Origin of the sequence: Rhodococcus sp. H-CA8f (genome assembly GCF_002501585.1) — a bacterium.
In the GTDB taxonomy this organism is placed as follows: Bacteria; Actinomycetota; Actinomycetes; order Mycobacteriales; family Mycobacteriaceae; genus Rhodococcus_F; species Rhodococcus_F erythropolis.
Genome location: NZ_CP023720.1, coordinates 1805541 through 1818380, shown reverse-complemented (window position 1 = coordinate 1818380; position 12840 = coordinate 1805541). Strand labels below are relative to the sequence as shown.

9 protein-coding genes are annotated in these 12840 nt (G+C 62.2%); all 9 read right to left on the bottom strand.

The features are described from left to right. On the bottom strand, positions 1-1482 hold the full coding sequence (locus CPI83_RS08745) for a sugar transferase (protein WP_070795947.1): 1482 nt from the start codon (positions 1480-1482) through the stop codon (positions 1-3). 320 nt (positions 1483-1802) lie between these two features. Continuing rightward, positions 1803-2639, bottom strand: a complete 837-nt coding sequence (locus CPI83_RS08740; protein ID WP_097387096.1) for a MazG family protein — start codon at positions 2637-2639, stop codon at positions 1803-1805. 7 nt (positions 2640-2646) lie between these two features. Next, complete coding sequence (gene mfd, locus CPI83_RS08735) at positions 2647-6273, bottom strand: transcription-repair coupling factor (protein ID WP_031331022.1); 3627 nt, start codon at positions 6271-6273, stop codon at positions 2647-2649. Between the two features lie 128 nt (positions 6274-6401). Then, positions 6402-8987, bottom strand: coding sequence for a glycosyl hydrolase (locus CPI83_RS08730; protein WP_097387095.1), 2586 nt, complete (start codon positions 8985-8987; stop codon positions 6402-6404). Between the two features lie 2 nt (positions 8988-8989). Then, a complete protein-coding gene (locus CPI83_RS08725; protein WP_019744648.1) occupies positions 8990-9976 on the bottom strand; it encodes a DUF1839 family protein in 987 nt (328 codons plus the stop codon). Continuing rightward, positions 9976-10932, bottom strand: a complete 957-nt coding sequence (locus CPI83_RS08720) for an amino acid--[acyl-carrier-protein] ligase (protein WP_031333718.1) — start codon at positions 10930-10932, stop codon at positions 9976-9978. Before CPI83_RS08720 ends, CPI83_RS08725 begins: the two co-directional genes overlap by 1 nt. Beyond that, positions 10929-12119, bottom strand: coding sequence for an acyl-CoA dehydrogenase family protein (locus CPI83_RS08715; RefSeq protein WP_042952515.1), 1191 nt, complete (start codon positions 12117-12119; stop codon positions 10929-10931). Before CPI83_RS08715 ends, CPI83_RS08720 begins: the two co-directional genes overlap by 4 nt. Beyond that, entirely contained in the window at positions 12116-12358 is a 243-nt protein-coding gene (locus tag CPI83_RS08710) for an acyl carrier protein (RefSeq protein WP_003946296.1), read from the bottom strand. The genes CPI83_RS08715 and CPI83_RS08710 overlap by 4 nt, the downstream gene beginning before the upstream one ends. Beyond that, positions 12351-12797: a holo-ACP synthase gene (locus tag CPI83_RS08705; protein ID WP_020970291.1), complete on the bottom strand. Its 447-nt coding sequence runs from the start codon at positions 12795-12797 to the stop codon at positions 12351-12353. Before CPI83_RS08705 ends, CPI83_RS08710 begins: the two co-directional genes overlap by 8 nt. Positions 12798-12840: the final 43 nt, after the last annotated feature.

The following is a 12840-nucleotide window of genomic DNA, read 5'->3' as shown; positions in this document are numbered from 1 at the left end:
TCAGTACGCTCCGTCGCTCCTGAGCACTGCGGATACGGTCTTGGTGATGATCGAGATATTCTGCGCCGCAGACCAATTCTCCACATACGACGAGTCGAGACGAACAGATTCTTCCCAGGAGAGATCACTGCGACCACTTACCTGCCAGAGGCCGGTGATGCCAGGCTTGACCAGCAGGCGCCGGGCAACCTCGTCGTCGTACATCTCGACCTCACGCCGCAACGGCGGCCGCGGACCGACAACGCTCATCTCGCCGCGAATGACGTTGAAGAACTGTGGTAGCTCGTCGATGCTCAATCGACGAAGGATCTTGCCGACGGACGTGATTCGTGGATCCTCCCGCATCTTGAACAACACGCCTCCCGCGCCTTCGTTGTCCCCCATCAGATCGACAACCTGCTGATCGGCGCCTTCCACCATGGTACGAAACTTCAACATAGGGAACGGTTTCCCGTTGAGGCCGATGCGTTCTGCCTTGTAGAACACCGGGCCTTTCGACGTGAACTTGACCGCAGCGGCGGCGGCGACCATGGCCGGCGCCACGAGGAGGATCATCAGCATCGAGAACACCGCGTCGAAAACAGCGGGCGCAAGCCGGTTGGCGCCCTGGTAGCGCGGTCGCGCAACATGAATCAACGGGAGTCCCGCCGCCGGGCGAAACATCAAGCGAGCCTTCGACACGTCGGCTACGACCGGTGAAACCACCATGTCGACGCCCTCGGCTTCGAGATCCCACATCAGCTTGCGTATGCCCACCTGCCCGAGGTCTTCGGTTCCGGTGACGATGACGGTGTCTGCGCCGCTTGCGCGCATCGCCTCGACCACCTCGAACTCGTTGCCCAATACCGGGACCGCTGCGCCGTCGACGACGATGTGATCGTCCAGCGCGGTCGCCCGACGCGGAATACACGCTCCCACAACGTCGTAGCCTGCCGAGGAGTCCCGCACGAAGGCTCGCGTAGTAGCAACGACGGACGCGTGTCCACCGACCAACAGCACCGAGTTGCGGCAATCCCCGCTCGCACGCTTCTTTCGAATGTCGCGTCGCCAGAGGTAGCGCCCGAGAAGCAGCGCAGCGAGCCCGACGGGCAGTGCGATCATGAGATAGCTACGCGCGATTCCTACGCCGAGAATGATCCCGGCCAGTGCGCCCACTCCGAAGACTTGGCCGGTAGCGAGCAGCACCTTCTCGTACTCGTCGCTGCCCTCGCCCAGCATCGACTGATGACGGCTGCGTCCGCGTGCGAGCGCGATCATCCACAGCCCTCCCAGCGCTGCAGACGCAATCACCTTGAGTGGTGTCAGCCACTCGATCGGATGCGGCCACATGCTGCCGATCTGTGCGAGCGCGATCACGAACAGAACCGTGATCGAATCGCTCACGGCAATCCGCTTCCGGTATGCCCGACGCCAGTCGGTGCCGACATGAGCGGAATCCTGCAATGCTGCCGACCGGCTCTCCACCTCAGCATGAACGCTCATTTGCCATCAGTCCTTCTAGTCATTCGAATGACTTCAGCGGGTCGAACGGATTCAGCGGATCGCTGATCGGTAGCCACTGCGAGCCTCCAGGTACGGCAACACCCCGCCGGTTGCCGTACCTCGCTGCTCGCAGTGCAGAAACGAACCGTCATCGGACCCCCCTACATAACTGCCGATCAAAGGCCACTTCGTGCGACAAAACGACCCAGTGTTGCTCATTTCGTACGTAAACATACCTTAGGTTTGTTTCAACTGCACTCACCGAATCCAGGCTATTTCCCGGTTGCCAGATGATTACCGGGCAATTACGTCAAAGTGGGCTAATCCTCCACGTTTTGGAAACGTCTTCCCTCACGAATCCGAATGTCGGCGATCAACATGTCCAGGGCGCCCAGGAGTGCAGTGTCGGCGCGTCGGCACTGTTCGATCAAAGCTTCCAGATCAGCTTCATCGGCGCTTTCGATCACACCGGCTTTGGCGGCCCTGCTCAGTACTTTTTCGGCGAGGAGCAACGGCGGTTGCGACCGAGCGATGCCGTCCATGGACGACGCGCGCGCCTTCTCGGCAGCCTTCAAAGCGTCCCACGCCCGCTCCTGCTCAGCGATGTCGACCACTCCGGAACTGACCAGGTGCGGGCTGCGGTGCACAAGTTTCGCGATCAGTGCGCCGGCCACGTCGTCCAATTCGAAAATGCCGTGAGATTGAGCGATCCGCGAGTGGAACAACACCTGGAGCAACAGATCGCCGAGTTCCTCACGGAGATCGCTCTCGTCGTCGCTTCGAATCGCGTCTAGTACCTCATAGGTCTCCTCGACGAGGTAAACCGACAGGCTCTCGTGCGTCTGGGTCGACTCCCAACCGCCGCGATTCCACAGCCGGTCCATGATCGACGCCGCTTCCACCAATCGATCGCCGTGAATGGGTTCGGCGCGAATCATCTTTACCCCAGCGGCAGACAACGCCTCGATCTTCGGCTCGGCGGTGTCCATCATCACAGTCACCGCGGCGCCGGGTGTCGTGGCAGGCAATGCGCCGCGTACCGAGTCGGGAACGTCCGGGTCGATATCGATCGCGCCGGACAGGAACGGGAGCGCCTCCAGCGGAAAGACATGCGGCCGCAGAGGATCGAGCAGTACGACGACGGGCGATTCGTTCACCGAGTGCTCACGCCTCGACCAGGACGGCACCGGCGGCGCGCCCGTCTATCGCCAAGATGAAGTCCGCGATGTACTGAAGTAGTTCGACGTCCCGCAGGCGATCCGAGCCGACTCCGCCGGTGCGAGGCAGCGGGAGTTGCACGAGCCCGGTCGTTGCCCGGTACTGCGCGCTCGGATAGATCCTCTTGAGCCTGATCTGTTTGGAATCGGGCAGTGACATCGGCGAGATCTTGAGCTGAGTTCCGGTGACGGCGACTTCCTCCAGTTGGTACTCGCGGCAGAGCAGTCGAAGCTTGGCCACCGAGATCAGCCGTCGAACCTCTTCGGGCAGTGGGCCGTAGCGATCGACCAGTTCTTCGACTACGGCAGCGATGCCGTCGGAATCAGTTGCCGCAGCGAGCTTGCGGTACCCCTCCAACCTGAGCCTGTCACTGGTGACATAGTCGGGCGGGATGTGCGCGTCCACCGGTAGGTCGATCCGGACTTCCTTCGTGCCCTCGTCCATGGTGATCGGTTTGCCGTCGGCTGCAGCCCGGAAGGCTTCGACCGCCTCGCCGACCAGCCTGACATACAGATCGAACCCGACGCCCGCGACGTGGCCGGACTGCTCTGCGCCCAGAACGTTTCCGGCTCCACGGATTTCGAGGTCCTTCATCGCGACTGCCATACCGGCGCCGAGGTCCGAATTCTGCGAAATCGTTGCCAGTCGGTCGTATGCCGTTTCCGTCAACGGCTTTTCGGCCGGGTACAGGAAGTATGCGTATCCACGTTCACGACTACGCCCGACGCGTCCGCGGAGCTGATGCAACTGCGAGAGGCCAAGCGAGTCCGCACGTTCGACGATCAGTGTGTTCGCGTTCGAGATGTCCAGACCGGTTTCGATGATCGTGGTACAGACCAACACGTCGAAGTCGCGTTCCCAGAAGCCCTGCACGGTCTTTTCGAGAGTGTCCTCGTTCATCTGACCGTGCGCGACGACGACGCGAGCCTCCGGGACGAGTTCACGGATCTTCTTGGCCGCCTTGTCGATCGAGCTGACACGGTTGTGTACGTAGAAGACCTGACCGTCGCGCAGAAGTTCACGCCGGATGGCCGCGGCAACCTGCTTGTCCGCATACGCGCCGACGTAAGTGAGGATCGGATGACGTTCTTCCGGCGGTGTGAGGATCGTGGACATCTCACGGATCCCGGCCATGCTCATCTCGAGAGTACGAGGAATCGGGGTAGCCGACATCGTCAAGACGTCGACGTGGGTGCGTAGTGCCTTGATGTGTTCCTTGTGCTCGACTCCGAATCGCTGTTCCTCGTCGACGATCACAAGCCCGAGGTCCTTCCAGCGAATACCGGTCTGCAGCAACCGGTGAGTACCGACGACGATGTCGATCTCGCCTTCGGCCATGCCGGCGATGATTTCCTTCGAGTCCTTGGCGTCGGTGAAACGGGACAGCCCTCGCACCTTCACCGGGAACGACGCCATTCGTTCGGTGAACGTCTGAAGATGTTGCTGTGCAAGCAGAGTCGTCGGGACCAGTACCGCCACCTGCTTGCCGTCCTGGACTGCCTTGAACGCGGCACGAACGGCGATCTCCGTCTTGCCGTACCCGACGTCACCGATCACCACCCGGTCCATCGGAACCGGCTTCTCCATGTCGGCCTTGACCTCACTGATGACGGTCAACTGGTCGATGGTCTCGGTGAAGGCGAACGCGTCTTCGAGTTCCTTCTGCCACGGCGTGTCCGGGCCGAATGCATGCCCCGGGGCCGCCTGACGCGCAGCGTAGAGTTGAACCAACTCACCCGCGATCTCACGAACCGCCTTGCGAGCCTTACGCTTGGTGTTCGCCCAGTCGGATCCACCGAGCTTGCTCAGCGCAGGCAACTCTCCACCGACATACCGGGAGAGTTGATCGAGCGATTCCATCGGGACGAACAGACGATCACCCGGGTGACCACGCTTGCTCGGCGCATACTCGATGACCAGGTATTCACGACGCGCCCCGCCGATGGTGCGTTCGACCATCTCGACGAACCGGCCGATACCGTGCTGATCGTGCACGACCATGTCCCCTGCAGACAGCGCGAGGGGATCGACCTGATTGCGGCGCTTGGCCGGCAAGCGCTTTCCGTCGCCGACCGCTGCAACGCGGTTGCCCGTCAGATCGGACTCGGTGACGATCACCATCCCCGGCGTCGAGTCGTCGCCGGCGAGTACCAGTCCGTCGTGCAGAGACCCGCGGAGCACCGCGACCTGTCCACGGGCAGGGGTCGCTCCGCCATCGAGCATCTTGGCGGGCACTTCGGCTTCACCGAGTCGCTCGACGACTCGGCTTGCGGTGCCGGCGCCTGCCACCACGATCGCCGCGCGACCGCCCGTGCTCACGTGCGCCCGGAGGCTGACGAACAGCTCGGCCAACAGGTCGTCGGAACCACGTACCTGCGGTGCCGCCTGAACCGGGATTTCCAGTTCTTCACCATTTCCCGACGCCAGCGGGCTGACCGTCCACCACGGACGGCCGGCAGCTTCGGCAGATTCGCGAACATGACGAAGCGACCGGTATGCGGAGGCACCGAGATCGACTCCCCCGCCGTTGAGGATCGACGTGTCGAGCGGTGCAGCGCCGCCGATCGACGCCGCCGTCCACGACGCTTCCAAGAATTCCTGGCCGGTGCGCACCAGATCGGTGGCGCGGGTGCGCACCTTCTCCGGATCGCACAGAAGGATGTGTGCCCCTACCGGAAGGACATCGGAAAGTAGTTGCAGTTCACCGGGTTTGAGAACCGGGAGCAGAGCTTCCATCCCCTCGACGGGGATGCCTGCCGAGATCTTGTCCAGCATCTCGACCAACGACGCGTCAGCCTGATTCTCAGCAGCGAGTGCCGCAGCTCGATCGCGAACATCAGCTGTCAGAATCAGCTCACGACACGGCGGCGCGATCACGGAATCGACGTCGACGTCCGGTAGCGAACGCTGATCGGCGACAGAGAAGTACCGAAGCTCCGATACCTCGTCACCCCAGAATTCGATACGTACCGGATGATCCGCCGTCGGCGAGAACAGGTCGAGAATGCCGCCGCGGACCGCGAACTCACCACGCTTTCCCACCATGTCGACACGGCTGTACGCCATCTCCACCAGACGAACCAGAACAGAATCGAAATCGATCTCGGTGCCGACGCGCAACGTGATCGGCTCGATCTCGCCAAGACCCGGCGCCATCGGCTGAACGAGAGAGCGCACCGTGGTCACGATCACCCGAAGAGGCGAGCCGTACGAGGCGTCGTCTGGTCTGGCGAGTCGGCGCAGTACCTCCACCCGTCGCCCGACGGTGTCCGCGCTCGGCGACAGTCGCTCGTGCGGCAATGTTTCCCACGACGGGAACTGCGCGACGCCTCCACCGAGCATCTCGGTGAGTTCTGACGTCAGATCGTCGGCTTCGCGACCGGTGGCCGTCACCAGCAGCACCGGAGTGCGCGCGGCAAGTGCAGCGGCGATGAATGGTCGAGCCGGCTTCGGCGCCACGATGTCCAGGGCAGGCGCACCGATCGAGTCGATCACTGGAGTGAACGCGGCGTCTGCGAGGGCGACCTCGGCGAGTCCAGCGAGCGCAGTCTGGGCAGAGGACAAGGAAGTCAACGAACGCACTCCTGAACAGTGATGACGGGTTGCGGACGCACAGCCCGAGCGCAAGATCTCCACCGAGGCAGAGTTGTGCGCCGGTTCGATTCTATCGGTGCGCGATCTCGCAGCGCAGTCCGATCCGTTCAGTTTCCCGTAACGCTCGGCTTCTTCGTCGTCCGCTTGGCCGGTGAAGATCGGGTGGCCGGGGCGCTCGGCGGTGCCACGGCCACGCTGGTGTGAGAGTTGAGCGCCCGAACCCGGCCGATTACCTTCGTTGCCTGGCTGGTTCTCCGTAGACGTACAGTCCTGCGACCGTTCGGCGCGAGGTGGAACCAGGAGTCTTCGGGCTCGAAGCCCTGCAGTTCGAGGGCAACGTATTGGGCGGAAGCATCCGTCGAGACGTCGACTACCCACTCTTCGTCGCCGACGTTGCGCGCCGTGGCGACAAGTCCGACCGACCGCTCGAGGGGCCGTGCCGGACTCCCCAGGAGGTGCACCACTTCGTCCACCATCTCGCCGTCTTCGTCTTCGAGCGTGACGGTGACGGCGTCGTATGTCCGCGCCCCGAACTGAAAGACGTGAGTGAGGTCGGTGAAACGGCCGACAAGGCTGTCCACGGACCAGGTCAGACTCGAGTGCGATTCCACCTTGACCGGTAGCGCGACGTCGACTGGGACGACACCTGACCGACTGTGCGCTCGAAACCTGATCTCGCCGACGACAGGTTCGGCAGTCTCGTTGATCGCGTCGAGCCTCAATCCGTCCATACCGTCGTCCGTGACGAGGAGCGCGATCGGTTTGGCGCTCCTACGGAGCACGAACCACGGAGCCTTGGGGCTGCCGCTCCAATCGAGGACCCCCCATCCCGGCCCGGGCTCCAGGTCTCGCAGTGCGAGTGTCAAGGCGCCGTCGCACCGAGAATCCGGGCGACGCCAATAGCCGAGCGTCGAGGCGAACGCCTCACATACGGCTGCTCGCCCCAGGTCGAGATAGCGTTCCGGGTCGGACCACCGGACTTCACGAGCGTCTTCGCCGAAAAGCGCGTGGACGTAGTGATCCCGAACATCCTCGAAATCCCACGACGATCCGTTGTCCCGCGGCACCGCGGCTTTCCATGCCGGGTGGTGCCCTGCGACGGCGAGCGAACCGAATTCGTTCTCGATCACGGCATTCGACGGTGGAATCGAAAATGCCAGTGATTCGGTCGCAAAACGTACTCGCGCGCTGAGCACGTCGGCCAGTGGACGACGATAGGCACCCACCCCGAAGTAGTGGGCGACCCCGCTTCCGACATGCGTTGCCAATTGCTCTCCCCCGCGAGGCGCCGAGGGCGACGACGTCACGTATTCGAGTTCAGGTGCCACCGCCGAGATCAGCTCCGGCAGTCTCGAATGAATGAGCGGGATGTGTTGATCGACCAAGCCCAGCATGGTCGGCTGCTGTTCGGTCTCGCTGCCGCCGCAGAAGACTGCCAAAGCGGGATTTCCACGCACTCTGTGCAAGAACGCGGTGACCTCTGCTGCAACGAGTTCGAAGAATTCGTCGGTGTCGGGCGGATCAAGAGTCGCCAACATCATGTCCTGCCACACGAGAATGCCCAGTCGCGCGCATTCCTCCCAGAAGTGGTCGCTCTCGTAGACCATCGTCCCTGGGATTCGAATCATGTTCAGGCCCGCCTCAGCCAGGCGTTCCAAGACACGAGTGGTGCCGGCGTCGTCTTGAAGCGAGATCGGGTCGGTCGGCACCCACACCGACCCACGGCAGTACACCCGGATGCCGTTGATATTCAAACGGAATCCACCATCGGATCTGTCGGCCTCCACCGTCCGGAAGCCCACTGAACCGAGATGCTCGGAGACTCCGACCGTTTCTATCGTCACCGGATACGTGCGAGGAGCGCCATGAGTGTGCGGCCACCACAACTGCGCGTCCGGCACTTCGACGACGCCGGACACCTCGAGGAATCCGTCCGGTCCGGCAATTACAGCCAATTGTCGCGAGTGTTCGCCAACGCGCACGGTCACGTACTCCAGCGAGGCCGGCAATCCGGTGAGCCGAGCGCTGACGGCAACGTGACCGGTTGTGCCGTCGACACTCGCGTGCTTGACAGCCGAGACTACGGCGGCAACTCCCTTGTCCAACAACCGGATACCCCGCCACGGTCCCACCGGTACCGGAACGCCACTGAATACGGGAGCCATACCGAGCATCGTGGTTCGGATCCACCGAAGACCCTGTTCACGGACCATCGACGAGCGCCAACGTCCTCGAGGACGCCTCGATCTCAGAATCGCGGACAGAGAATGAAAATGAATAGCGACCTGGACACGTTTACCAGCGCCGATTACGGCCGGAATGCTCACTTCCCCAGGCGTGAACATGGATTCAGTGGACGCGACATGGACACCGCCGATCCAGACATCGGCAAACGCCGTCACACCGTCGAACTGGAGCAGCCACGACCCCTCACCGGTCGTGGCCACGGTAGTCACGAACCACCAGTCCGATGATGAAACCGACGACGATGAAACCGACGACGATGCAACGGACTTCGTGCGTCCGGCGTCCGTGTGCGCCGCCTGTATCGCACCAACGACTGTCCCAGGCACAGACGCTGCGACCCACTCGGTCACGGTTTCGAGGGCATCCGGATCAGATATGGATCCGGGTTCGGTTGCAGCGCATCGCCATATCGCGCCGGCCAGCAGGTCTGCTGACGAACGAGGCACTGTTAGACCAACCTCAAGTGTCGATGCGAGTCGACGCCGACTGTGTCGGCAACGACTTCCATCGCTCTCTTCCACGACACGGCCATCTCGTCGAGTTGCTCACGCGGGTCCACCGCGCGGCCCCTGGAGGCACGCGCCATCTGAAACTGCACGCTCTTGGCCCCGGACGCCACTTTGCGGAAATCTGGCGCAGCTTCGCCTGTCCCGGAGAAACCTGCAGTGTCCAAAAACTCGCTGGCGTCGGCTGCCAGCTCCGCGCTGGCACCACACTGACGAAGTAGCCCGAAGGACCAGAGGTGAAAGGCATCCATACCCGCCCCCTGCACCCATTCGAGGTCGTCGATCACCCGGCGTCCCAGCTCTCGCACGGGATTACCCGCGGCTCGAACCGCTACGTTCCGCCGAGCCACTTCGGCGATGTTTCCGGCGTTGGTCGCGTGAACCGGATTCAACCTGATCTGTTCGACGTACGGCACGAACGAAGGAAGTGAGGAACGATCGAGATCGAAGACACCGGAGAAATCGTCGCCTCGCAGCAAGTAGTACCCGCTGTTGTGGAAGTATTCGAGCTCGCCGGCAACGCGATCGATCCGATTGGGCACGATCGTGGTCTTGGTGTGCCCCTCGTGATAACTCGTTCCGAGAGTGTCGGGAAGCCAGTATCCGTCGACTTCAACCGTCGACAGCATCCCAACCGCGAGGTTGTCCTCGACATGGATCAGCGGGGCCCGCCAGACGTTCATCTCGGCGACTTCGATTCCGTACAGCGCGTAGATGTCCTCGGCCTTGAGCTTGAGGAACGTCCACTGAGTCCCGTCGAACCGCGATGAGAAGGCACATGCCAGCGCCGGGACGGGGTCCAATCCCAGCGAATGCAACACTTCGATCCACAGATCCGTATAGCAGTTGGTCTGCGCCCACACCCGGTCGTCCTGGTGCAACGAATGGGGTTGGTAGCGATCAGGTGAAATGTCGATGAGCCGGGACATCAGATGCCCATTCGTTCGCGTACGGAGGTTGGCCACGCAGCCACATCAAGACCATGAGTCCGCAACAAGGACAACGCGATTCGCTCCATCCCGAAGCCGACGCACGAGCTGTGCGCCACCTCCCCCTCCGCCGTTCGGATGTCGAAGTTGACACCGAAATGGTCGAGATGGTTGTTCGAGGACACGATCGCCGTGCCCTCGTCGAGATCTCCGTAGAGCCGAACCGTCAGTTCCGTCTTGAGATTCTCTTCACGCTGGTTGGCTGCAAGCATCTTTCCGGCGCGTCCGAAGAAAGGATCATTGGCAATCACCGGGGTGGCGTCGAGTTCGAGCCGGCCGAGCACCTCGAGCCCCCGCTCGATCCAGTGCTCGCGATGCGCTCGCGCTGCCGCGGCGTCACCGATCGTCACGAACTCGTGCATCCGAAACGCTTGCATGCGAGCCGGATCGATCGCCGGTTCGTGCCGGAAGCAAAAACCGTAGATGTCCAGCAGCACCCCGCCTTCGGGGAGAACTCCGGTGTATCGCGCATAGGCAGGATGGCACGCTGCGGAGACGAGCATGGTCTCGGTCGGCTCGAGGTGGCGATCCCACGATTGTCCGTCGGCGCGATCGGCCAGCAGTCGCGCGTGATCGCGATTGGAACCAGCGAAGGTGTTGATGGCGCCGGTGAGGTTGGGAAACGAAGCGATGTAGTCGGTGCGCTCGAAACTGCTACGAGGGAACACCGGCGGGAACCGCAGCCGAGTCGCGGCGTCGCCTGGCCCCGCTGCAACCACCACTCGGTCGATACCGTCGACGATGTCCTCGAACACGCCGGAACGCCCGTAGAGTCCCGGTACCTCTGTCTCGACGAGTAGTCCTTCGACGAGCAGTTCGCGTTGAAATGCAGCCCGAGCCCGATCCAGATCGGTCTCGCCTGTCACAGTCTCGGTTGTCACATTCTCCGTCGTCATAGCGTTCCCCGGTATCCGATAGCCATGTGCGCTGAACCTGCCATGATTCGATCGTTGTTCACCATCACCGCTGCGCCGTGCGCGTCACGAAGGTGCCGACCGAGTGAAAATTCGGTGTCCTCGCGATATCCCGAGATGCCACAGATCAGCATTGTCTGCCCCACGATTTCCACCACCGCGGTGGAGGCTGTGACTTTCAGGTTGTTCATCGCGAGCGAAAAGCCCACCGCTCCCGTCGCCTCGAAATCGGCGGCGCCTTCCGCAGCGTGAACTGCGCGGTCGTACCTGCGTGCAGAGGCGTCGACAAGATCGGCGAATTGTTGTGCCGAAGCAGCAACTTCGGCGAGCCGCAGCGCTCCGGGGGAAGTGACTCCGGGCTGCTTGCGGGCGGCGGCACGCACGTACTTGCGTGCCTTCTCGACTGCAGCGTCGGCAATTCCCAACCACACCGAACTCCAGACGACGTGCGAGACCGGAAGCATCGTATGGGTGGAGATATCGGAATACGGTACGTCGGCGACCATCTCGGGCGTCGAGGTGGCCCGAAGGATGTAACCAAGACTGCAAGTTCCCCTGAGTCCCAGCGTGTTCCACTCGGTGGTGCGTTCGAGCGTCAGGTCTGGGGTACGACACACAACGAGAACCTGATCGTTCGGCTGACTCTCCGGGGTTCGCCGAGCCGTCACGACTATCGCGTCGGAGTGTTCGCCGTACGAAATGACAGGCGCGTTCTTGATCAACAGCAGATGACCGCCCAAGTCTTCGACCGCGCAGTAACTCCGGCTGACGTCACCACCGATTCCCAGCTCAGTGGTTGCCGATGCCAACAGCAGTTGCTTGTCGACCGTTTCTTCGACAAACCCGCGTAGCGCTTCGGTGTTGCCGTGCTTGACCAACGAGTAGATCTGCGTCTGATGCATCGCGAAGATCATTCCGCTTGCTGCACAGCGTGTTCCGATCACACGGGCGATCTGCGACACTTCCTGCAGCGAGAGTCCTTCGCCGCCTAGTTCCCTCGGCACAGCTACCGACAGCAGCCGTTCGCTTCGCATGGCGTCGACAGTTTCACGCGGAAACCTTGCCTCGGCATCGACTTCGTCGGCCCACACCGCTGCAACTTCGTCGGCCAACCGTGTGGCCCGCTCGAGGGCTGTCCCGGTGGCGCACTGCGATTGCGGAGCGTTCATGCAGCACCCAACTCCGTCAACGCACCCTCGATCGCCTTGACGCTTGCGAAGGTACTCTTCCGCAACAACTCGTCAGGAAACTCGATGTCGAACGAATCCTCCAGCGCCAACATGACATTCACGCTCGCGTGCGACGTCAAACCCAACTCGTAGAGATCGGCCTCTCCATCGATCGTGCTCACGTCGACTGCCAGTCGACCATGCTCGACGAGCACTTTCCGAATTGCCTGATCAATCATCAGCGATGTCGTCCTTCTTTTCGATGCGAGCGCCCGAGCGTGTTGCGATCACCATTGCGATGGCCACGTCCGCTTCGTGCGAGATAGATACTTGAAAATCGTGCAGATCCTGGGCCCGCGCGAGTTCCGCGGCATTACCGGACAGCGTCACCCCACAGCCACCCCACTCGGCCCGAGTGATTTCGATGGAATTCCACGGAACGGGGACATCACCGGGCCGCAGTACCTTCACAACAGCCTCTTTAGCGGCGAAGCGTGCAGCCAATCGTTGATCCCGTGCCGGCCCGGCGCACGTCTGCAATTCGTGCGGGGTGAAGGTCCGATCGAGATACCTCCGCCCGAAGAGTTCGATACTTCGAGTGACATCCACGACGTTCACTACGTCACAGCCGATCCGCGGGCCGATATCGAGCATCGGCGTCGGCGCAGTGTCACCCATCTGTTGACTCCCCATCTGGGGTCGTACACGCCGGGCAGCCCCC